The 22,753-nt window shown below is 46.1% G+C and carries 24 protein-coding genes; 7 read left to right on the forward strand and 17 right to left on the reverse strand.

Annotation, left to right across the window (positions count from 1 at the left end; translation table 11 throughout):
- Window positions 1–728 (reverse strand): methyl-accepting chemotaxis protein (locus PF479_RS11665; protein ID WP_298006635.1); only part of this gene is annotated, 728 nt, incomplete at its 3' end.
- A gap of 154 nt (window positions 729–882) precedes the next feature.
- Window positions 883–2,220 carry a solute carrier family 23 protein gene (locus tag PF479_RS11670; protein WP_298006638.1) on the reverse strand — a complete coding sequence of 446 codons (1,338 nt, stop codon included), beginning with the start codon at window positions 2,218–2,220 and terminating at the stop codon, window positions 883–885.
- A gap of 312 nt (window positions 2,221–2,532) precedes the next feature.
- Here PF479_RS11670 and thrH point away from each other — a divergent pair, with 312 nt between their 5' ends.
- Window positions 2,533–3,144 carry a bifunctional phosphoserine phosphatase/homoserine phosphotransferase ThrH gene (gene thrH / locus PF479_RS11675; protein ID WP_298006641.1) on the forward strand — a complete coding sequence of 204 codons (612 nt, stop codon included), beginning with the start codon at window positions 2,533–2,535 and terminating at the stop codon, window positions 3,142–3,144.
- On the opposite strand, the gene PF479_RS11680 is transcribed toward thrH, so the two are convergent.
- Both PF479_RS11680 and PF479_RS11685 read right to left on the reverse strand, forming a co-directional pair.
- Window positions 3,116–5,557: a hybrid sensor histidine kinase/response regulator gene (locus tag PF479_RS11680; protein WP_298006644.1), complete on the reverse strand. Its 2,442-nt coding sequence runs from the start codon at window positions 5,555–5,557 to the stop codon at window positions 3,116–3,118. The genes thrH and PF479_RS11680 overlap by 29 nt on opposite strands.
- 3 nt (window positions 5,558–5,560) lie before the next feature.
- Entirely contained in the window at window positions 5,561–6,817 is a 1,257-nt protein-coding gene (locus PF479_RS11685; protein ID WP_298006647.1) for a response regulator, read from the reverse strand.
- A 158-nt stretch (window positions 6,818–6,975) separates the two neighbouring features.
- Between PF479_RS11685 and PF479_RS11690 the strand changes: the two genes are divergently transcribed.
- Together PF479_RS11690 and PF479_RS11695 are read left to right on the forward strand one after the other, a co-directional pair.
- Entirely contained in the window at window positions 6,976–8,169 is a 1,194-nt protein-coding gene (locus PF479_RS11690) for a hypothetical protein (RefSeq protein ID WP_298006650.1), read from the forward strand.
- Window positions 8,166–8,825 (forward strand): HAD family hydrolase, encoded by a 660-nt coding sequence (locus tag PF479_RS11695; protein WP_298006653.1) that lies wholly within the window; start codon window positions 8,166–8,168, stop codon window positions 8,823–8,825. Before PF479_RS11690 ends, PF479_RS11695 begins: the two co-directional genes overlap by 4 nt.
- Here PF479_RS11695 and PF479_RS11700 read toward each other — a convergent pair.
- The gene (locus tag PF479_RS11700; RefSeq protein WP_298006656.1) at window positions 8,803–9,129 is read right to left on the reverse strand and encodes a thioredoxin family protein; all 327 of its coding nucleotides are present in this window, start codon (window positions 9,127–9,129) and stop codon (window positions 8,803–8,805) included. The two genes, PF479_RS11695 and PF479_RS11700, sit on opposite strands and share 23 nt — an antisense overlap.
- Window positions 9,130–9,282: 153 nt before the next feature.
- Between PF479_RS11700 and PF479_RS11705 the strand changes: the two genes are divergently transcribed.
- On the forward strand, window positions 9,283–9,588 hold the full coding sequence (locus tag PF479_RS11705) for a glutaredoxin (protein ID WP_298006658.1): 306 nt from the start codon (window positions 9,283–9,285) through the stop codon (window positions 9,586–9,588).
- 3 nt (window positions 9,589–9,591) lie between these two features.
- Window positions 9,592–9,924, forward strand: coding sequence for a ferredoxin-thioredoxin reductase catalytic domain-containing protein (locus PF479_RS11710; RefSeq protein WP_298006661.1), 333 nt, complete (start codon window positions 9,592–9,594; stop codon window positions 9,922–9,924).
- Here the strand turns inward: PF479_RS11710 and PF479_RS11715 are convergent, their stop codons facing one another.
- From PF479_RS11715 to PF479_RS11735, 5 genes are all read right to left on the reverse strand, one after another.
- Window positions 9,925–10,254 carry a hypothetical protein gene (locus PF479_RS11715; RefSeq protein ID WP_298006665.1) on the reverse strand — a complete coding sequence of 110 codons (330 nt, stop codon included), beginning with the start codon at window positions 10,252–10,254 and terminating at the stop codon, window positions 9,925–9,927. It abuts the gene before it with no gap.
- 66 nt (window positions 10,255–10,320) lie between these two features.
- Complete coding sequence (locus PF479_RS11720; protein WP_298006668.1) at window positions 10,321–10,944, reverse strand: hypothetical protein; 624 nt, start codon at window positions 10,942–10,944, stop codon at window positions 10,321–10,323.
- Window positions 10,913–11,662 carry a DUF4230 domain-containing protein gene (locus tag PF479_RS11725; RefSeq protein WP_298006671.1) on the reverse strand — a complete coding sequence of 250 codons (750 nt, stop codon included), beginning with the start codon at window positions 11,660–11,662 and terminating at the stop codon, window positions 10,913–10,915. Before PF479_RS11725 ends, PF479_RS11720 begins: the two co-directional genes overlap by 32 nt.
- On the reverse strand, window positions 11,659–12,288 hold the full coding sequence (locus PF479_RS11730) for a DUF4230 domain-containing protein (protein ID WP_298006674.1): 630 nt from the start codon (window positions 12,286–12,288) through the stop codon (window positions 11,659–11,661). The genes PF479_RS11725 and PF479_RS11730 overlap by 4 nt, the downstream gene beginning before the upstream one ends.
- Window positions 12,289–12,341: 53 nt before the next feature.
- Window positions 12,342–12,995 (reverse strand): hypothetical protein, encoded by a 654-nt coding sequence (locus PF479_RS11735; protein WP_298006677.1) that lies wholly within the window; start codon window positions 12,993–12,995, stop codon window positions 12,342–12,344.
- A gap of 218 nt (window positions 12,996–13,213) precedes the next feature.
- Between PF479_RS11735 and PF479_RS11740 the strand changes: the two genes are divergently transcribed.
- A complete protein-coding gene (locus PF479_RS11740; RefSeq protein WP_298006680.1) occupies window positions 13,214–13,654 on the forward strand; it encodes a YbgC/FadM family acyl-CoA thioesterase in 441 nt (146 codons plus the stop codon).
- A gap of 61 nt (window positions 13,655–13,715) precedes the next feature.
- Here PF479_RS11740 and PF479_RS11745 read toward each other — a convergent pair whose 3' ends face one another.
- The 3 genes from PF479_RS11745 to PF479_RS11755 form a co-directional block, all read right to left on the reverse strand.
- Window positions 13,716–14,237, reverse strand: a complete 522-nt coding sequence (locus PF479_RS11745; protein ID WP_298006684.1) for a thioredoxin family protein — start codon at window positions 14,235–14,237, stop codon at window positions 13,716–13,718.
- Between the two features lie 114 nt (window positions 14,238–14,351).
- Window positions 14,352–15,881, reverse strand: coding sequence for a DUF6259 domain-containing protein (locus PF479_RS11750; RefSeq protein WP_298006687.1), 1,530 nt, complete (start codon window positions 15,879–15,881; stop codon window positions 14,352–14,354).
- Between the two features lie 17 nt (window positions 15,882–15,898).
- Window positions 15,899–16,510 (reverse strand): TetR/AcrR family transcriptional regulator, encoded by a 612-nt coding sequence (locus PF479_RS11755; RefSeq protein ID WP_298006690.1) that lies wholly within the window; start codon window positions 16,508–16,510, stop codon window positions 15,899–15,901.
- Window positions 16,511–16,588: 78 nt separating this feature from the next.
- Between PF479_RS11755 and PF479_RS11760 the strand changes: the two genes are divergently transcribed.
- Window positions 16,589–16,963: a hypothetical protein gene (locus PF479_RS11760; protein WP_298006693.1), complete on the forward strand. Its 375-nt coding sequence runs from the start codon at window positions 16,589–16,591 to the stop codon at window positions 16,961–16,963.
- Window positions 16,964–16,977: 14 nt separating this feature from the next.
- Here the strand turns inward: PF479_RS11760 and PF479_RS11765 are convergent, their stop codons facing one another.
- The 4 genes from PF479_RS11765 to PF479_RS11780 form a co-directional block, all read right to left on the reverse strand.
- Window positions 16,978–18,396 carry a cytochrome c biogenesis CcdA family protein gene (locus PF479_RS11765; protein WP_298006695.1) on the reverse strand — a complete coding sequence of 473 codons (1,419 nt, stop codon included), beginning with the start codon at window positions 18,394–18,396 and terminating at the stop codon, window positions 16,978–16,980.
- Window positions 18,393–19,526, reverse strand: coding sequence for a nitroreductase family protein (locus PF479_RS11770; RefSeq protein ID WP_298006698.1), 1,134 nt, complete (start codon window positions 19,524–19,526; stop codon window positions 18,393–18,395). The genes PF479_RS11765 and PF479_RS11770 overlap by 4 nt, the downstream gene beginning before the upstream one ends.
- On the reverse strand, window positions 19,523–20,893 hold the full coding sequence (locus PF479_RS11775) for an ATP-binding protein (protein ID WP_298006700.1): 1,371 nt from the start codon (window positions 20,891–20,893) through the stop codon (window positions 19,523–19,525). The genes PF479_RS11770 and PF479_RS11775 overlap by 4 nt, the downstream gene beginning before the upstream one ends.
- Window positions 20,894–20,987: 94 nt before the next feature.
- Complete coding sequence (locus PF479_RS11780; RefSeq protein WP_298006703.1) at window positions 20,988–22,739, reverse strand: NADH-dependent [FeFe] hydrogenase, group A6; 1,752 nt, start codon at window positions 22,737–22,739, stop codon at window positions 20,988–20,990.
- Between the last annotated feature and the right edge of the window lie 14 nt (window positions 22,740–22,753).

Below are 22,753 nucleotides of genomic sequence, written 5' to 3' on the forward strand. Positions count from 1 at the left end.
GCAAAACCCTTTCCTGCATCCCCCGCATGTGCTGCTTCAATGGCTGCGTTCATCGAGAGCAGATTTGTTTGAGAGGCAATTTCGTTGATGACCGTAATCAGAGAGAGAACATCATCCACCTGCTTCTGAATGTTTCTGATTACATCTTCATTCTCCTGGATCTTCTCACTCCCTTCAGAGGTAACCCGGATCAGGTTATTCACACTTTCAAAACGGTCAGTGGCTATCCCGGAAACATGCTGAATGGCATCGTCCATGGAAGCTATGGCAGCGGCTGTTTCGCTGATGGCCTGGTTCTGGCGGTCATTCTGTTTTCTGAAACTCCCCAGAGAGGCATGAATTTCCTCGATAGCAGCAGAACCCTCTGTAACACTGTCAAACAGTTCATAGGCACTCTTTCTGTTTGCTTCGGCATGGATACTTATCTGGGATGCACTTATAACGGCCTTTTCAATATTCCTTGATAATCGCATCCCCGCCCGCTCACTGAGGCCAATGCTCTCTTCCTGCAAAGAGATCATTTTTGTCACCTTCTGGAAATTCAGGACGAGAGCCTCTCTGAGTTCCACAAAAGGAACTGAAGCCATGAAATCTTTACCCGAGCCTCCGGTCCTGAGAGATTCAATTAATTTGATGATAATATGAATGTCCCGGTCTCTCCGGATGAATGTCAAAAAATGAAGCAGCAGGGATAGGGACAACAAGGCACTGACAATAATAAGAGGCATGGTTTACTCCAAGGGTTTGTGTATTGATTATCGAATGGAATGAGGATGAACTATAACAATATTCCCGGAGGCTCTTCATTAAATTTAAAAACCCGGAAGACAGAACTCCCGGGCCAGATTGCTTGATTACCTGATATTAAATGGAATGCGTTTCTTAGCTGTTATTCTGTTTATTCAATTCGTCCTGAATCATTTCTTCGGCTGATTCTTCGGGTATATCGTCCAGGCTTCTGGGGAGTACCAGATTGAGAATAATGCCCACCAGGGCGGCAAGAGCCACACCGCTTAATTCGAAGTTCATGCCGCTGCCGATGGGAAATCTGATCATTCCGCCACCGATACCAATGACAAGAATGACAGAGGAAATGGTGAGATGACGTTTTTCACCATAATTCACACCGCTTTCCACAACTGTACGGATACCCGCACTGGCGATGATTCCAAAGAGCATCATGCTCACACCACCCATTACAGGAACAGGGATTGTTTGTATAAGGGCTCCGAATTTTTGAATAAAAGACAGAACAACCGCCGTAACCGCGGCACCACCGATGACCCAGACGCTATACACACGGGTAATTGCCATGACACCGATGTTCTCACCGTAAGTAGTGTTGGGTGGTCCGCCGAGGAGGGCCGCGATAGATGTGGCGATACCGTCACCGGCAAGAGTTCTATGAAGACCTGGATCTTTATAGAAATCTCTTCCAACGACCTTGCTCAGGACTAAAGTATCTCCAAGGTGCTCTGCGATGGTGGCCAGGGACACAATCAGAAATGTTAAAATAGGAACCCAGTGAAACTTGGGCATCATGGGTTTGGTTATTCCGAACCAGGCCGCATCTCCCACGATGGCAAAATCAATCAGCTTATAGGCGGGAAAGATGAGACCCATGATCAGGGTGAATAGATACCCCCCCACAATCCCGATAAGGATAGGAATGACATTAAAAAAACCCTTGAGGACGATGGATGAAATCACCGCAATAGACAGGGTCACAATGGCGATACTGAAGAAGGCCAGGCTGTATGTTCCGGAACCGGCGGTCATGGCCATATTCATAGCGACAGGTGCCAGCTTCAATCCGATGACAATGATAATAGAACCGATGACAACAGGGGGCAGAAGTCTATCCATCCATCCGATACCGAAGCGGCTGATAATAAAGGAGATGAGGCAATAGAATAGACCTACACAAAATGCACCTCCCATGGCATAGGCCACACCAAAATCGGCTGAAGAGCTGATGGCGATGATGGGAGCAATAAAGGCAAAAGAAGACCCCAGGTAGGCGGGAACCTTGCCTTTAGTGATAAGGATATACACCAGTGTTCCGATACCGGAAGTAAACAAGGCTACCGCCGGGCTCAGACCTGTGAGCATAGGGACCAGTACGGTTGCACCGAACATTGCAAAAACATGCTGGATACTGAGTGGTATCCATTCTTTGAGTACAGGTTTATCGTGTACATCTATTCTGACTTCTGACATAAAGCCTCCATAATGATTTGAGATTGACCCTTATCAGAGAGCATCTGAAGAAGAGTAAAAAAAAGCCCTGAAAATATATCAGGGCTGATTTTAAAAATTATAAATGACAGAAGAAAAGTTTGGGGGGCTATCGTCCTTTGTTCTTTCTTCATCAAATTGTTTTTATCATGACTGTACACATTGGTCAATAGAGAGGTCTGACCTTTCTACCCGGGAAGGAGAATTCCAGACTCTACTTGTCCTGCCTGGAGTGAATCGATACAATGAACTCTCGGTGCCCGAATAAGAAAGCGGTACCCTGGAGGAAGAATCATGAACTTAGTCTGTCTGGATCTGGAAGGAGTCCTTGTACCGGAAATCTGGATTAATGTAGCCTTAAAAACCGGAATCAAAGAACTGAAACTGACAACCAGAGACATCCCCGACTATGATGTCCTTATGAATAAACGGCTGGGAATACTAAAAGAAAACAACCTGAAACTCACCGATATTCAAGAAGTGATTGCCACCATGGACCCCCTTCCAGGGGCCTATGAATTCAGTATGGCCCTCCGTTCAAAAACCCAGCTGATCATCCTATCGGACACCTTTGATCAGTTTGCCGCCCCTCTTATGAAAAAACTTGACTGGCCGACCCTTTTCTGCAACACCCTTGTCATTGATGAACAAAATCGCATCAGCGGATACCGGCTCAGACAGAAAGACGGAAAAAGAAAAGCCATAGAAGCCTTCCGCACCGCCGGATTCAATATCCTGGCTGCCGGAGATTCATACAATGATCTCACCATGATCAAAATGGCCGACAAAGGACTTTTCTTCCGCTCACCCCCATCGATTCAGAAAGAAAATCCCGAGATAAAGGCTGTTGAGGAATACAAGGATCTATTAGCGGCAGTCAATGAATTTCTGGAGGATCAGGAATAAAAGTCTCCTGTTCCAGCATCTTCTTCACGACTTTTTGAACCCGCTTAAAGGCTTCATTCACCCGGGGGATTGCCTTTTGGACCGTCTCAATATCCCTGTCACGGGAAGAGTGCTCCAGGAGTTCCGCCTCATTTCCAAGATCCAGCATGGAAAGATTCCGGGAACTGCCCTTTATGGAATGAGCAATGCCCCTGATATCCTCTGGACGTTCCAGGATGTCCGGAGCTGAAAGTTCTATCATCTGACCCTCTACCTGCTCCATATAGGGCTTGAGAAGAGAAATCAGAAGTTCCCGGTCATCCATAAATGTATCCATGGCCTGAATAAAATCAAAAACCGGCACCTTCTCGGGCAATGGCTTTTCAAGCTCCTCCGATTCAGATAGGACATCAAGATCTTCTATCTGACTCATCCCCATTGGTTTATACCAGTTATTCAGAACAGGCAGCAGATCTTTATTCTTGAAGGGTTTGGGGAGAAAATCATTCATCCCTGCCTTGAAGCATTTTTCCTGCTCTCCCCGGAGAGCATTGGCTGTGACGGCAACTATCGGAATTTTCAGGCCTTGTTCTCTGATCTGACGTGTCGATTCATACCCGTTCATAACAGGCATCTGACAATCCATAAAAATCAGGTCGGGGCTGTGAGAGATGGCTTTTTCAAGGGCTTCTTTTCCATTCTCTGCAAGAATGACGGAATATCCCTGTTTCACCAAAATGGATTCAAAAAGCTTTCTATTCACAGGATGGTCTTCGGCAATCAGAATGAGTCCCTCTTTTTTAGAACTGTTCAACCTGGTTTTGACTGTAATTGAGGCTTGAGGAGAAACTCCTGCAGAAAGTTCTTCAAGCTCTTCCAGTTCCTCCAGATCTCCCGGTTCGGCCTGATCGGGAAACAGAGCTTGAATGCATTTATCCCAAAGCTCTTTTTTCCTCACTGGCTTATTAATGTAGGCAGAAAACCATCCCAGGAGTCTCATCTTTGCTTCCTCTGTTCCCCGCCCGCCTTTCAATGACATCAGTATCAGAGCCGTCGAGGAGAGTGAAGGATTGGCATGTATCTCACTGGCCAGCTGCCAGCCGTCCATTTCAGGCATCAGCTGATCGGCGATGCAGATATCAAAGGGAGTTTTGCCGGATTGAGCCCTTCCCATCATCTTTTCAATGGCTTCTTTTCCACTGTCCGCTTCCTCAACCACACAGCCCCAACTGGTCAAATAACGGACCAGGGTATCCCGGATACACCAGTTATCATCCACCAGGAGGATCGATTTACCCTTCAGAGTCTCACCATATTCCAATTCAGAAGAGACGGTTCTATAGGGTATAGACCGGGGGAAAGTCAGGGTGAAAAAAAATTGTGAACCTTCCCCCTCACGGCTGTCAACCTGAAGTTCCCCCCCCATCTGTCTGACCAGATTCTTACTGATTGTCAGACCCAAACCTGTCCCTCCGAAACGCCTGGTAGTCGATGAATCGGCCTGAGTAAAAGCCTCAAAAAGACCGATTTTCTTGTCCCGGGGTATTCCTATGCCGCTGTCTTCCACTGAGACCTTGATTGTGACCGACCTGGCATCCTGCTCCACCCGTGTGAGGTAGATCATGACCTGCCCTTCCTGGGTAAACTTCACGGCATTATTGGTCAAGTTCACCGCAATTTGCCGCAGCCGGGTGGGATCTCCCTCTACCTGAAAATCTGTTCCCCCCTGGGCAAATAAACCGACTTCCACACCTTTTTTATGGGCTTCAAGAGAAATCAGATCGACCGAGTCTTCCATCAGTTCCTGAAGATTACAGGAGGTATATTCCAGTTCGAGCTGACCGGCTTCAATCTTGGAAAAATCAAGAATATCGTTAATCAGAGATAAAAGAATATCTGCGCTGAAACGGATCTGCGTTCCATATTCATCCTGCTCCTGATCGAGGGATGTCAGGTTCAACAATTCGGACATGCCGATGATAGTATGAATGGGAGTTCTAATCTCATGGCTCATATTAGCCAGAAATTCAGACTTGGTTTTTGTAGCCAGTTCGGCGGCATCCCTGGCTTTTTCCAGATTAAGCTCATAGAGATGCTGATCTGTAATATCCTCTTCCAGAAGAAAGATTCGGGAGTCTTCATTGCTTCTGGTCAGTTTGATTGAAAACCAGCGCTTGTTACTCATATTGTCCGGGATCACCACCACCAACTGATCATGGGGGGTTTTTCCACCTAAAAAATCCTGAAGGAAAGATTCCCATTCAGAACGCACCCTTTCATCCTTCAGGGTCAGACTGTTTTCATTCCTTCTAAAAAGAAATTTCAGCCGGTCATTACCATAAAGAATGGAACCATCTGTATCCAGGACAGCAATAGCCCGGGGAAACTGATGAAACAGATCCCGCCAATTGATGTTTTTTTTTCCTGGTTCCATCAGCTATTCCGCCTGAAGCCTGATCATCACTTCCAGAACCTTTTCAATGATGGCCTCGGGTTTCAAGGGTTTGATCAGATAACTGTTCACTCCCAATTCCTTTGCCTTCATGACGCTTTCTTTTTTCGTCATAGCCGATAGGATGACCGTCGGTAGATCAATGGAATGAGCCTGAATGTATTCCATGACCTCGAAACCATCCATCTCAGGCATCATCAGATCCAGCAGGAGAAGGTCAAAGCGATTCTCTCCCAGTTTGTCGGTAAACTCTTTTCCATTTTTATAATAAGACAAAGACCAGCTGGTTTTTTCTGTCGCTTTACTGATGATCTTATGAACAATAAAATCATCATCTACTACGGCAATTTTAACGTTGCGGGTCATTAGCCCTGCCAATTCATTTTTACTTTCGTCTTGAAAATTCAGCTGAAATGCTTCACTGGATCTCAGATTATTCTTGGAAGACAAGAGGACACTCTGAACCCCATCCTGCTCGGAAGTCATTGATTCCATCCCACGGATACCCAGGAGTCCACTGACGGCTTTTTCCAGGGAGGGGGCAATTTCAATGCCTTTGTATTGAGTGTGATATTTAATATAACTCTTGATATCGTCATCCAGTGTCAGTATACGGACCTGATTGAAGGTATCCACAAACTTTTCTACTTCCTGTAGAAGACGGTCCAATTTTGGTTTATCTTCGGCCCTCATCTGAATATCAGTCATAAGAATCAGGATGCGGGGATACTGAACCTTATAAAGTTTCAACAGTTCTGCAATCTTATATTGGAGCAAGCTGATTTTTTCATTGTTAAATCCACGGGCAATCTCGATAAATAAAATCTGATCATTCAGATGGGCATCCAGAAGGCAGGGGGTCTCATCGACACGGATATCGACACCAAGGATTTCTGACAGAGCAGAAAGCAGGGCATCTATCTTGATTGGTTTATTCAAAAACTTCCGGACCCCATAGGGAGCCACTTCGAGGATTTTCTGACGGTCTACATTGGCTGAGGCCAGGATAACCGGAACATCCTTGGCATTGGGATCCCGCTGTTTATCCTTTAACACGTCTAAACTGCTTTTTCTGGATAAGAGATAATCCATGATAATGACATCAGGCAAAAAACTCCTGATCTTGGAGACACCGTCCAAACCATTGATTGCAGTATTTACATCAAAACCATAATTGGTCAGTTGAGTCTGCATGAACTCCCTGTACATGGGTGCATCATCGATTATAAGAACTTTTTTCATCAGTTAGAGCCTTTATTGACGTTGTAAACAATATATACCTTAATTAACGGTTCTAAAATGGTTTTAATTTAGTGCTGTTCGTATTTCAATAGTATAGCCGCCCGGTTGTAGTCAAGAATAGATTGAATTTTTCGGTTTTTCAAATCATAATCCATTTTATGGAAGAGTTTAACTGCCGGGGGAAATTAAGTTCCCTGACTCTGGAATCAGTCCGGCCCCATCCGGAACTCCCGGAGCAGATAGAAGAACAACGTCTCTTTGTTGCCAAACTCTTTTATGATCACAGCGGCCTCCTTATCCGAAAGCAGGAAGCCCGCAAGACGACCTTTTATCATTACAACGAAGATCAGCTGCTGGAAAAAGAAGTAGAAGTACGGGAAGCCGAGCACATCAGCAGAGAAAGAGTCTATCAGTACTCCGCAGGACGGCTGCTGACTGAAATTTCCGGAAATGAACGGATAAGTTACCATTACAACAGCAGAGATACACTCAGTTACACGACAAGCTGGATAGGAGAGATCCAGGAGTCAGTCTGCTCCTACGGTTATAACGACCAGGGGCTGGTTGTTACGAAGGAAATCCGTGACACAGAAGGGCTCCTGCTGCGGAGTTACCAAATGAAGCGGAACCTTCAGGGACTCGTTTCCCAGGAAATACTGATCAACCAGAATAATATCATCCTGGAGCACAATCGCTATGAGTATAGCGTCTTTCATGGAGAGAACTGGCTCAAACGGGAAAGTTTCCGCCTGGAAGAGAGCAGAGATCCAGTGCTGATGGAAATTCTTTACAGGAATATTTCCCTGGCTCCCGAATCGGTTTCCGCCTCCCCGGCGGCATCCATTGCACCGACGCCACCCGGAACAGCTCAAGGTTCAGCCCATAGACTGTCGGAAGACATGGAGGTATCTCTCCCCGGAATAGAGCCGGAGATAAAAGAGTCAGAAAAAAAAGAAAAAAAACTGAAGTTCAAAAACGGTCTGTATCTGGGTTCAGTCAATCCAGAGAACAGGCCTGAAGGACAGGGCGAGTTTTGGAGTAAAGACGGCAGCCGCTACAGCGGAGGGTTCTTTAACGGAGAGATGGAAGGCAAGGGTAACCTTCTCCACAAAAACGGCAGCAGCTATACAGGGGAGTTCCAAAAGGGGCTCCCCCATGGCAAGGGGGAATGCCTATGGCCCGACGGCTGCCGGTACAGAGGAGGATTCCTCCGGGGAGAAATGCACGGCATAGGCTCCTTTACCTGGTCTGATGGTATCCGGTTCACCGGACTCTTCGAGCACAACAAGAGCACCGACCAGGGCCTGCTGGAAAATGCCGAGCTTCCTGAGAGTGATGAGGATGTCGAATGAAGATTAAATGCCTGATTCTCGATCATGATGATACTTCTGTGGAGAGCACTCCCTTCATCCATTACCCGGCTCATCTGGAAGTAATGAGGCAGCTCCGTCCCAATCATCCGGCAGTCAACCTGGAAGAGTGGTTTTTAAAGAATTTCTCTCCCGGAATCATGTCGTATATGACAGAGGAACTCGGATTCACCGAGGAAGAAGTCAATGAAGAGTATAGAATCTGGAGAGGATTTACCGAAGAGAGAATTCCTCCCTTCTTTCCCGGATATCTGGATATCCTCAGAGAGTACAAGAGGAGGGGAGGGATCATAACGGTCGTATCCCACTCGGAAGAGGATCTAATCAGACGAGACTATAATCACGCCGATGCGGAAGACCTGCCCGGACTCGTTTTCGGGTGGAATTTTGATGCAGAAAAACGAAAACCCCATCCCTACCCTGTCTTGGAGATCCTGAAACACTACGGCCTGGCCCCCCGGGACGCCCTTATTGTGGACGACCTGAAACCAGCGGTGGAAATGAGCCGCACCTCAGCTGTCCCCATTGCCGCCGCCGGGTGGGGACACAGTATCCCATCAATTCGATGTTATATGGAACAGAACTGTCAGCATTATCTGAGCTCCGTAGAAGAATTCAGGACTCTATTGTTTTCCTGAGAAATGAGTCTATTTCATCCTTCGTTTTAGCATCTTTGCTCACAAAACGAGCAAGCTCAACGCCCGTCTGATACACAATAAAACTGGGGATTCCGTAAACATCCTTCTCCTGACACAGATCGATGAACTTGTCACGGTCCAGTGATATAAAGTCATAAATCTCTCGATACTGCACTTCAAGTTCGGGAAGTATCGGTTTTAACGCCTGACAGTCCGGGCACCAGGCTGCCGTAAACAAAGCACAGACGGCTTTGTCTGATCCAATGAGCTCATCAAACTCATCTTTATCCTTAACATCTATCATTTTCCAGCTCCTGACCAACAGACAGTGAATAAAATCGTCTGTACAATCTTTATGAATTGCTTACAATATAATTATGCGTCAGTATACGTATTTATTATGCCTATATACCAGAGGGTAACAGCATATATCTCAAGTCATTCGGAGGATAACAGGATGTTTGATAATATAGAATTTAATTCGATCCCGGGAAACAGAGACAAGCATAGGCTGCGTTTTATGGGCCTGACGACCTGCGGCTTCTGCAGAAAAGCCAAACAGTTTCTGGATGACAACGATTTCAGCTATGAATATCTGTATCTGGATAAGATTGATCCCGATGAGAAGAAAAAATTAAAAATTGAGTTTTCAGAACACTTCGACAAAAGACTGAGTTACCCGACTCTTATCATTGATGATAAAGAAATCCTGACGGGTTTTATCCGTATTGCCTGGGAACAGGAACTCCTGGAAGACGCTTAAACCATGGCTGAAAAAAACATAGTACAGGTAAAGATGTTCCTGAAGGCCCTTTGTGAAAAGCAAAACCTGATTCTTAACAATGATGAAGATCATGTAAACTCGATTGCCGAAGGGCTAATGGAGATGTATAACTCCCTGGGATACTACTGCTGTCCCTGCCGTGAAGCCTGGGGGGATAGAAAAAATGACAGGGACATAATATGTCCCTGTGATTACTGTAAACCTGATGTTGCAGAGTTTGGACAGTGTTATTGCGGCCTCTTCGTATCAGAGGACAGCCAGGGTAAGGAACTCGGTTCCATACCCGACCGCCGTGATGATGCGCTCTGTCCCTGATTAATCAGGGAGGATGTCACCCATTTCCTGCAATTCCTTCAGGGCTGCATCTTTTTGTTTAACCTGGGTCTTTTTAATAGCCTTTCTCAGGATGTTATTCCACTGCTTACCCGGCTGATCTTCTTTCAGATCTTCAAGCAGCTCCAGTATCTCTTCACTTGAATCAATGTTGTAAATCTTTTCAGTATCATGGAAAAACAAATCGGCAAGGTCATTTATAAAATCACCCACTGTTCTGTCTTTTTTGCCCATTTTACGTTCTAGAACATCCTGTTTTTTTCTGGCCTTTTTTAAATCCCGGTCTTTTCTGGCTAAATCTGTGCTTTTCATAATCTACCTCACTTCAAAACCGTCTTGTAATATACCGTTATTTCAGATAAAGAATCAACAGTATATTTAGCGATTCAATAGATCTAATCCATCATGGATTCCCCAGAGCCACTGTTCCCGGTCACCCAGGATGGTGGCCATCAATAGAGCTTCATTGTACTGAATCAAATTATTCCAGGGCTCAAAAACATTTTCTGCACTATATATTCTGATAATATAATTATCCTCGTAGTGCTGTCTTACTGATTCAAGCCAGGGCGAAAAACTCCCTTTGTAGTATTCCTCCAGTACAGATAAAACCTCATGATCCGGCTTCTCTAAAGAAAAAGAAAACTCCAACCCATCTCTATTGTAGTTATAGACCCCCTCGTCTCTCTCTGTGATAAAATCATACTCAGCCCTGCGTATTTCATCTGCACGTGCGGCAGAGAGTACTACGGCAGTCAGGTGGTTGGTTTCCTCCCATCCCGGGGAGGCAACAGATAAAGATTCAAAACGACTGAAAGCTGACAATGTTACGGATCTGTGGACAGACCTGTATTCGGATCTCCCAAAGACTCCATCATCAAAATCATCATAGATGGTGACCATCTCCTCATCCTGGGAGAAAACAGGAGGCGCCGCCAGTGCTGTCAGAATCCAGAAAAACAGAAGCAATTTAACTTGAGAATTCAATTTTTTGTATTTCAATTCCAGCTCCTTCAAACAGATCCTTCAGGAGAAGGGCAGCACTTTCTTCCGCCAGATCCAGAATTCCTTCACGAACTGCCAGCTCCCGGATTTGAGGACTGAGGATTCTGATAAACCGGCTCCATTGGTCGGGAGTCATGGTCAGTTCCGGAAATCCATTATCCTCATCAGTTCTGTCTTCAATGATTATTTCTGTAATGCCTGGAGAGGGGAGAATCATATCCACTCGCGGACTCCCATCGGCACTCAAAGGCAGAGGCTGAATCAGCATTTTATCCGATGAAAAAGGAACACCCGCCCGGGCAATGGCAGAAATAACTATAAAAAAATCGGAATCATTCGCAGGGTCCACCCCACTCTCCCGGCATAGAGCATACAGAGAGGCATACTTCCACTTCGCCGGCAGTTTCAAATCCGGATAAAAGGAAAGGGAACTCTTGAGTAGATAAGCATCGGGATCATTGTTATAGAACCACTGCAAGACCTGCCAGTTCACATCATCACCCTCCTCCATAAAATCATAAGGAAAGAGGACCTTCATCCTGAACTCTGCAGACTGAAGGAGCGAGGCTTCACTGGTCTCCATAAGAGTGGAGTAGACTTTTTTGTCTGTCCGGCTCTGCCAGGGCAGGTTCAGGGTTTGACCCTGAATCAGAAAAAAAAGACTGAAAACAAGAGATACAATAAGGATGAAAAATCCTAATCTGAGAGTGTTCATGATGATTCGGCTCCCCGAGCCGCCTGGCCTGAACCAGGACCTTCACTCCTGAAGAGAATACTGATATCCTCCAACCCGGCAGACCGTAAAATCCCTTTCAGCAGAGAGGCCGCTCTTTCTTCTGCTTCTCCGGCAATGTCCTGTTCCAGAACCTGAAGGCGGATTTTCTCCCCCTCTTCACTGATCAGAGGGAGAAAATCTCCTGTATCGATAGAGGAGAATCGTTCCTTTATCAGAATTTGATGAATCGTTGCATCATCTGCATCTACCAGAAAGATCTGTCCATGAGGAAGGATCAACCGGGCCTTTTTTCCCTTCAGCTGCAGGTCAAACCCCTCGGCCAGATCCACTCCGGCATATACATTAAAATCAGCCGTAAAAAGCAGAGACTTATCCTGTATGAAATTCTTTTTTTCCCTGACATAAAAAACCGAACGGTAACGCTGTGTAACCGTGGTCAACTCTCCCAGCATCTCCAGTTTTTTTGTCAATGCCAGGCGTTTGTTCTCTCCCTGCTGCTTCGTGTACATCCAGGCCCCGAGGGGCAGGAACATTGCCAGGAAAACAAGAGAAACAAGGAGAAAAATACGGAGAGAAGGGGATGATTTCTTTTTTCCAGGAGACAAGATTCATTATGAACCGGATCAGAAATAGAAATCAACTATTTATTTTAGTTGAATTATTGATTTATTGATTCCATCAGAGGAGCAAGGAGTTTACAGGCCAGCATAAACTGCGGTTTGTAGTCTCCTCCAAAAGGAAGCACAGTATCCTCCTTATCCAGCCTCGACTTGAACTCATTACCCAGCTGCCCCAGTCTGTCTACCAGGACAGGACAACTGTCGGGATGAGCCTTAAGCCAGAGGGGACAACCTCCGGAGCCCATTATAAGAACGGCTTCCATCTGTTGAAAAAAACTGTTAAATCCAAAACCCTCCAGATTTTCCGAAACAGCAAATCCAAACCCCTTCTTCAAGGCATCTTCATAACCGGGAATCTCCTTGACCCGGGAATCTTGACTCCCGCAGCTGATGAGCAATGACAGAGCCAGGAAAGTCGGGAAATAATGATAATCCATCCGGTCCTCGTCCTCGATGTCCGCAGCAGTGGCTGAAACACTCCAGGAACCCTCTTCCAGTCCCGGTTCTGCCGGCCTCTGCCCCTGAACGAGAGAATGACAGAAACTCAAAAGGGAATCGGATGAATAGTTTTCATTGGGAACCCGGCCGGCCAGAATATGTTCCAGAAATATTTTCATCTGTCCCACCCGGGAGGTCATTTTTTCGTAATCATTATCTTTGTTGATCAGAAATTTTTTAATCGTTAGTATCATGCCTCTATTTTAATAAAAAGTTACAAAGATTTATAGAGAGTGTTTCCTTTTAGAGGCATCATTTCAGAGCATCAAAAGCCCTGTTTAGATCATCCTTGAGATCATCAGACTCCTCAATGCCTTATATGGATCATTTTTTGTATACTCCGGGATGATCCATGGACTGATCTTGTGGTAAACCCTTTCACAGCTCCTCCTTCAGGATGTAGAATACATTTATGAGTGACAACTTATCCGGTATTATAAATGATAATACCCATTATTTCCCGAAAAGAGTGTATTACAGCGATACCGATGCAGGGGGTGTGGTCTACCACAGCCGATATATTGATATGGCCGAACACGGCAGAAGTGAACTGATCAGATTGCTGGGGGGAGATCAGAAAAGTCTCCTCGATGAATCAGGTTTAGCCTTTGTCGTACGCTCTCTGAATGTAAGCTACAATAGACCGGCATTTCTTGATGATATGCTGTCTGTACGAACCAGGCTCTCGAAATGTGAAAATTTCACACTGATTTTTGATCAGAAAATCTATAGAGACAATGAATTACTCACAGAGCTGGAGGTGAAAATCGGCTGCATCTCCCTGGGAGACGGAAAGCCGAAACCCATGCCCAGGGAGTGGAAACAAGTCATCGAAGAAAAAATGATGTCTTGATCCAGAAAAGCCTGAACCCGCTCTGCTCTGTGGTTTGACCTTATGGGAATACCTTATGTAATTACCAGGAACCGATATTGTCCCGTATGGTCTGACGGACCAGCTTCCGATATTCTTCTTTGGTGGCCTCATCCAGATCGGGCCTTCCCTCTTCCAGTTTCTTGATATAGGCGCTGCTGCCCCCCGCCTGGTAGCCTGTTTTCATAAGGGGAAGCTGGGTGGAGTCCATCAACCAGATGGTGGGAAACCCTTTGACTCCAAAGAGTGAAGACATGACCTCATTCTGCTTTTTGACTTCCTCCGTCTGTTTGATGCCATTTGGGAAATCCAGATATACCAGAATATAGTTCTCCTCGGCATATTCTTTGAATTCTTTGGTTCCAAATACCTCGGCCCAGAGCTTATGACACCAGGAACACCAATCAGAACCCGTAAAATTCAGCAGAATATCTTTCCCTGTATCCTCGGATTCGGAAAGAGCTGACAAAACATCGCTGGTCCATCCCACAGGAGGATAGGCATCTGCAGAGATAAAAGAAAGGGAAGAAAATAGAAGGAAAACACTTATAGCGAAAGTCTTCATTAGAGATGACTCCTTATAACAATGATATATGTTCTTTAATATATATCATTTATTAGGGTAAATTCCAGAAGAATCGTAGTTTTTAAGGGGAATTGCGGGATTGTGCCGGAGAATTTAGGGAAATTCATCAATCACAAAGGATGAGGTTTCTGAATCCTTCTGTTCCGGTACTTCTTCTTTTTCAACCTCGATTACTTCTTGCAGCTCTGCCCGCTCTGCCCGCTCGACTGCCGCACGCCTCAGGATCATCTCTATCCGTTCCAGATACTCTTCGTCATAAATAAAGAGTCCCCCCATGATGTCTTCAAGATCTTTCATGATAACCGTTCCCTCTGTCACAGGAACGTCATCCCGTGAAAGGGGCATTAGATAGGAAAGTCCTGGAACAAGAGTCATAAAAAGACGGGGATCGAACTCTCCGATGAAACTTCCTGAAAAGATATTGCCATCTATATCCATAACTTGTTCTTCCCGGCTCATCTCAGCCCAGTCGGCAGGGTATATATCCGAACAGCCCCGATACCAGACCTTCACACCAAGATTTCTGATCCGGGTGATGATCTCTCGAATGCCCGCGCCCCACTGCTCTCCCAGGGGAACTAAAAGAGTCTGCTGCCCGCTAAAATTCAATTCAAGACCATCTGCTCCCAGATCAATCAGCCTTTCGGCTTCTTTCACCAGCCTATTCTGCCAGATCCTGCTTTCGGGATTCATGACAATGAATGATCTTTCATGAGCCTTCTCCACCACCGGTTTCCCCAGAGCATCCAGAAAAACCGACTTTTTCAGTTCAAAGTCATTCTCGACGACACTCTCATCTGCAATACGGAGATTCAGGTAAAAACTGACCTTCTGCCCCTTACGGTGGACGGCCCGTATGGCTTCTTTCAATCTAGCGGAACCACCCAGAAATTCAGATGGTTTAAAGTCAGGATAAAGGAGGTCATGGCCATGGGCATAGCCGAAGACATGAAGCCAGTGGCCTTTTCCCAGCTCTTTTTTCATAATTTTTGCAATATCTTCCAGAATCAGAAAGCCTTTCTCCACAGGAACCAGACAATCATAATCGGGCCCGATCAATCCCACCTGGAGGAGGAATTCACCCGTAGGTGCGGCTTTTTCCAAGACAGGCCACTTTACTTTTTCGATGATCCGGTTCATCCAGGTCAACGCCTCTTCCGCCCCTCCCTGATATTGAGTCAAAATCCAGCAGGATCGGCCTGTCTTCACGACAAATTCGACATGTTCCGAGGTTTTGCTTTTTACAGTAATCTTGGAGATCCGGCCTTTTTCATCGGGCATGGCGCTGAGGATAATTCCCCCCGTTGCATCGCCGATAATGATGGTTCTGCAGGACCCACTGATAGGATAAAGGACAGATATACCTCTGGTCATACCCTCGAGGGTCTCGAGTCTCTCATGAACCTTGGAAAGAAGTCCCCGCTCACCCTCATGATTAGGCCACCAGAACCAGGAGGTATCAGGATTCCTGATCTCTGCATCCAGTTTCAATATACTGGCCTGGGAGCTGGATAGTATTCGGAATATATAAAGAGGACCCGATTTAGTCGTTTCCACGGCACCATCAATATGAAGGCTGCATACGAGATCATCAGTATGGTAAATTATCGATTCACTGCTCAATAATGAGCCTCCCTGTATCAGGGAAGACCGGTTGTTCCCTTCAGGTATCCCAGGACCATGCTCTCGGCCTGATTCAGATACTGATCTAATTCAAAGGCGGATTCATCAATCAGATATTGGACTGATCCCCCCATAAGGAGAGAGACAATCATGGCATCGACCCCAACGGCCCGGTCTGCCTTGAATTCACCGGAAACAACACCTTCCTGAATCACCTCATATAAATTATATCGCCAATTCAGGTAAGATTTTTGAATTTTTTCCTTTAAATCCGTATCCATTGTTCCCTGAACCCAGAAATCAAACTGAATATACTCCATCTTTTTTTCCAGAATGGATCTTTTTTTTTCCTGAAAGAAGGCATGGATCTTGCCGGCAGGGCTGCCGTCGGAGCTGGCGAAATCACTATTCCTTTCTTTCTGAAACAAGAGCAGAATAAAGTCAAGGAGTCTGGAAAGAAGCTCCTTTTTAGTGTGGAAATAATAGTGAAGGATACCCTGACTCATTCCGGCTTCTTCAGAAATTTGCCGCATCCTCAAACCACTTATTTTTTCACGGGCTATTACGTCGAGAGCCGCCTTCATAATTTTATCAGAACTGCTTTCCAAGTCTTTCTCTTTTTGGCTCATAATCAAAACAATATATCATAATGGATGAAAAGAATCAGCTCTTTACTGTTTTAACAGCTGGGGATATATTTTTAAACCATGAGAAACCTTGACAAATCACTCCCGTTTTATTTGCTGCTGATCATGACTTTTGGACTCTTTTCGTGCTTTTCCGCCAAAGAAACCCCACAGGATCTGATCTTCTACTATTTTGAATCCTGCCCTTCCTGTGATGAATACATCCTGGCAGAAGAATTGAGCGGGAAAATCAACAACCTGAACAAGAAGGCCAAATGGGATGGGACACACTATAATCTGATTGTTCCCCAGGGGGTGGATCGACTCAAAACAACTCTGAAAGAAAAAAATCTGCCCGATATTTCACGCTCTCTTCCCTTGCTGATCATTGGTACAGATTATATCAATGGATATGATGCTATTGAGACTAAGCTGAACGAACTCCTGACAGAGTAAACCCGCGAGGCCCCTCAGAAGAGGAATATGAATATCCCCATCAGAAAGAACAGGACCGCTGTTGCCAATTTGATTTTACTCTTATTCCTTTGGAACAGTTCATTGATCCTGTCGGAGTCGCTGCCTTTATAAAAGAGAAAAAAGACAAGAATCAGGGGCAGAATAAAAGCAATATTATAAAGTGTCAGAGGAAATAAGGCCGTCCATTTCTCCTGCTTGACCATATACACCAGCATGGGAAGATAAATTTGTCCTGTGCAGCCCAATTCATATAAAGAGATAAGAATTCCTGCCCCGAAACTACTCAGAATGACTAAAGAGGAACGGGTGCTTGCCCTGACGACTTTGTGGATTTTCTTCTTCCTCTCAGCAGAAAGCTGCAGGATGGACTGAGACGCCCGACCCTGCCGAATGAGCCTGTAATCAACAAGACTCAGTCCTGCAAACAGAAACAGACTCCCTCCCAGGATATACTTGATGACACTGGAAACCAGCGAAAATGAATCAGCCATGCGGATAAACTGAAAAGCCCCCAGTCCCACCAGGAAATAAGTCACAAACACAGCCAGAGTGAAACTCCCGCCGATTTTCAGTATATCCCGACCCTTTTTTCCCAAAAGTCGGAGGTAGGATATCAGAAAAATTAGAGTCGTAAAGGCACAGGGATTAATCCCATCCAGAAGGCCCGCCAGAAAAACAGCCAGTCCGCTTAAATCCGGAAGACGGCCTGTGACATCCAGACTCAGCAGACCTTGCTCCGGGGGAAGTGATTCAGAACGAGAGCGGAGTAAGCGGGGGAAGTCATTCCTGATTTCTTGTTCACCGCTAAATAGATACGATCCGGCGATAAGAATAGGAAAATCCTTGACCATGCGGCTCCGCTCGGTCAGGAGTGCTTCCATTCTCTCATAATTGCCCGGCTCAAAAACATTGAGTTTTTCCGGTTGCAGAATCAGGCCTGACTCTTTTTCCAGTGCCGGCAGATCATTGCTAAAGAACTCTTCACATATCTCACATCCAGGGGAGTAAAAAAACACAAAAGGCTGAAAAGCATCGAAATCCGGCGCTGGAATCGCTTCAGGTAGGATCGTTTGAACTGGGTTGATCGTATACAGGGAAGGAACATCCTCTCTGTCTGAAAGCATCAATACGACAATGGCCTCATCCATCTGATGCAGGGGGCCACTGATCCTGATCACGGTGCTTTCACCACCCTTCAGTGCCACTTCTGAAGGTTCGATGATCCAGCCCTCCCTGGAAGCCATAAAATCAATGATGAGATCTTCCTTTTCGGGATTCTTAATACTCAGATCAGCCTTAAACTCCCGAGAGCTCTCTACCGGGAGGAACAGGCGGGGTGGATCAAAAATGACTTCTGCAAAGAGGGAACCCAGGCTCAAGAACAGACAATACAGGACGAGGATCTTTCTCAAAAACGATCTCCATACTCAACGAGGATACGGTCCAATTCCTTCCTTTCCAGTTGGGGGGGAGTCCAATCTTCCGAGGCATAACCAACGGGGAGAATTAAATAGGGACGCTCGTTGTCCGGCCGGCCCAGCAGATCCATCAGGAAGTTCATGGGAGCCGGAGTATAAGGCAGAGTGGAAAATCCCTTCATATGCAGGGCAGCGATCAGAAATCCCGTTGCCATCCCCAGGGATTCTGCAGAGTAGTAATGGTTGATCTTACGTCCATCCCGCCCCCTGCCGAATTTCTGGAGAAACACTACGATCAGACAGGGAGCCTCTTCCAGAAAGGCCTTATTTGCATCGGTTCTCATCTCGGAAATATTATCCTGCCAGACCTTGGTACTGTCCCTTTCGTAAAACAGGGTCTCCACATGTTCTGCTTCTTTCCGGATTCTTCTTTTAAGAGTTGCTGAACTTACCAGAGCAAAGGTCCAGGGCTGACAATTCGCGCCGCTGGGTGAGGTTCCGGCAATGACAATGCAGTCCCTGACAGCCTGAAGGGAAACTTTTTTTTTGGAAAAATGCCGGACAGACCGGCGGGTCTGAAATTTTTTGACAAGCGGGTCGGAACTGGGGCGACCGGAAGAAGCAGGATGGCCCCTTTCCTTTAAAAAAGCATCAACCCCGGGATATCCAAATTTATTCCGGGCCAGATCTTCAGAGAAAAGGGCATAGACCGCCAGAGCCTTAGTGCAAAGGGTTTTCCCCTTGTCATAGAGCAGGACATTAATTTCTGCATTTTTTCCAGTGTTCTTATTCAGAACGGCCTCAAGATGAAAGGGTTCATTTTTCATATAAGCCGGGGAGATATAATCCACTTCGAGAGATTTCGTCACTCCCGAGGTCTTACAAAGGGTGTACACAAACCAGCTGGCTATTTCATCCATTAGAGTGGCCTGAATCCCGCCATGAAGGACACCCTGATAACCCTGAAAGTTTTCACTGGGAGGAGTCCAGTCAGAAAAGACTCTTTCACCATCCATTCTGAAGGTCATTCCCAACCCCTGAGTGTTTAACACATCAGGAGCACATCCGAAGCAGCTGTAACCGGGAAAATGGACAAAAGGATTGTAAATTTTCTGTTCACTCATAGATTCTGTCCTCCTGAAAAAGCAATCTCAAACCAGGCGCCCCCATCCTCTTCATTACCGGCAATAACGGTTCCTCCGGCATTTTCAATGATTCTTTTTACAACAGCCAGACCGAGTCCTGAACCTTCTGCAAGTGAAGAAGATGACTGATAGAAACGCTCAAATATCCGGCTTTGATCCTCGATTGAAATACCTGGTCCCTGATCGGAGATTCTAATACTGCATTTCTTCCTGTCCTGTGTCAGGCGCACTCTGATACGGCCCCCCTCAGGGGACCATTTTACTCCATTATCCAGGATGTTGGACAGAGCCATTTCAAGACGGTGAGGATCACCCAGAACAACGCCTGAGGGGCCTGAAATATCCAGAAACAAATGTTTTCTTAGTGCCTTTTCCTGGATTCCTTTCCAGGCTTTCCTTCCCAGATCCTTGAGGGAGCATGAAACCCGGAGTTCTTTGGTACGCTCCGATTCAATTCTTGTTAACTCCATCAAATCACTGATAATTCTGGATAGTTTTTCCACCTGCTGCCGGCTATCCTCAACAAGCTCCTGACGTTTATCGACGACCTCTGGCAGATCACTGTTCAAGAGCTCCAGAAAGGTGTTCAGAGCCGTGATCGGAGTTCTCAGCTGATGGGAGGCATCCTGAAGGAATCGCTTCATGATATCCCGTTCCTCCTCGAGAGCATGAAAACTCATGGCCAGCTGGCGTCTCATGCTATCCAGGCTTTCCGTCAACTCTTCCAGTTCAGCACTATCAGCCTCAGGGAGGGCTTCGTCCCAACGGCGGGCACTGATTTCAGCGGCAAATTCTGAAAGGCGGATGATGGGGCGTGCAAACCTCCTCCCGATATATCGGCCAATAAAAACAGCTGCCAGAATGGCCCCCAGTGTCGCCAAAAGCATCCCTTCCACAAGTAGGGATACGGGATGAAAAAAATATTCATCAAATCGAAGAACTTCCAGAGAAAAACCTGTGAGAGGTACAAAATCCAGTGTTTTACGGGCCACCGGCATCAGTGGAAATGTTGATACAGTGGTCAATCCTAATCCGGGATTATCCGAGAGGGCAAAGGACTCTGACAGGATCTCCCCCTCAGGAGATTTAATCCTCAGGGCTGTGTTATTTGTAAGACCAAAACGACTGAGGGCGTCATTGAGTTTTTTGTGGGGAACTTCATCCTGGTAATACATCTCCAGCTGCACTGCGGCTTCATCGGCTATCCGGTTTAGATATTCCTCTTCCCGGTTGTTGAAAATTCGCAGAGAGATTCCCAGAGTCAGCAGTCCGACCAGGAGGATAGAGATAAGAGCTATGAGAATAAAACTGTAGACAAAGCGGATCTGCAGGGAACGCTGTTTCATTGTTCAAGAATACAGGAATTGTGAGCTTATGGAAAGAAAAATGATAATGAGGCTCCCCGGAGGGAGCCTCAAAAGTCAAACAGGACTGTATTAATTATTTTTGATAAAGAGGTCTTTCAACATAGGTAGTATGCAGCAGGTGATGAGCCTTCTCGCTCAGGGGTTCACCCAGGAAGTCCTTGTAAATCTGAATAATCTCAGGATTTTCATGAGATTTTCTGATAACAGACTTCTCATCATCGCTGTAAATACCGGCGATTCTCTTTTCACGAATGTTATCTTCAGTTCCATAGGGCTGTCCACCACCGGCAATACAGCCACCACGGCAGGCCATCACTTCGATGAAGTGATAAGGAGGCTCAAGACCATTTTTATTGGCTTCTCGGATTTCTTCCATAATGGATTTAACATTAGCCATGCCATGGGCCACAGCAACTTTAATTTCGGTGCCGGCAAAATCAACAGAACCTTTTTTGACACCATCCATACCACGAACGGCTTCTACATTGACATTGCCAAGTTCATCGTTGGTCACCAGTTTGTAGGCGGTTCTGACGGCCGCTTCCATAACACCTCCGGTTACACCAAAGATGGTACCGGCACCGGAATAGGCACCGATGGGACTGTCTGCATCAGAGTCAGGGATGTTAACAAAGTCGATACCCGCAGCTTTAATCATACGGCCCAGCTCTCTTGTTGTGAGAACCAGATCTACATCGGCCACTCCTGAAGCAGACATGTTGTCATCCCGCCCGATTTCATACTTTTTAGCGGTACAGGGCATGATGGCTACTGAGTAGATATTGTCCTTGTTGACCCCTGCCTTGTCCGCATAATAAGTCTTGGTAATGGCCCCCTGCATCATCATGGGAGACTTGGCAGTCGAAAAATGAGGGATCATATCGGGATAGTATTTTTCCATATAGTCGGTCCATGCAGGACAGCAGGAGGTAATCTGGGGAAGGACTCCGGTTCCTTTGGTTATTCTTTTAACCAGCTCGGTCCCCTCTTCCATGATTGTCAGGTCTGCCGCAAAGTTTGTATCAAATACAGCATCGCTTCCAAGCATTCTGAGAGCAGTATAAATCTTTCCTGTTGTAATGGAACCGGGTTCCATGCCGAAGACTTCGCCCAGGGCAACACGGACTGCAGGGGCAATCTGAACAGCAACATGCTTGCTTTCATCTTCTACAGCATCACAAAAATCCTGAGTCTGGGACTTTTCATAGATAGCACCAACAGGGCAATGAGCAGAACACTGACCGCATTTGATACAGGGGCTTTCATTCAGGAGAACACCTGCTGCGGGAGCGATTCTGGTTTGATGTCCTCTATGGAGGAATTCCAGAGCCCATACATCCTGTAGCTGCTGGCAGACCTGGGCACAGCGTCCACAATGGATACACTTGGTGGGATCGAACACTAGAGAGACAGTAGATGTATCTTTTGGAAGACGTTTCACATCCATGGGGAATGGAATTTCCCTGATACCGAAGTCCGCCGCAAGCTTCTGGAGTTCACAAATCTGGTTTCTGGCACAGGACAGGCATTCCTGAGGGTGATTGGACAGAGTCATTTCGATGACTGTCCTTCTGACTTTCTGGATTTCGGGGTCATGTGTTATATAATTCTGACCGGGAACGACAGAGGTAGCACAGGCTCTGACCATCTTGGGCGATCCTTCTACCTTGACCACACATATGCCGCAGGCAGCCCAGGGTTCCAGGTCTGAATGAGTACAGAGTGTGGGAATCTTAATGCCGGCTTTTTTAGCGGCTTTCAAAATGGAAGTATCTTTTTCAACCTCATAGGGCTGTCCATTAATCTTTATTTCTACAGTTTCCACTGATTTTTCTCCTT

The sequence above is a fragment of the Oceanispirochaeta sp. genome (genome assembly GCF_027859075.1).
Taxonomy (GTDB): Bacteria; Spirochaetota; Spirochaetia; order DSM-2461; family DSM-2461; genus Oceanispirochaeta.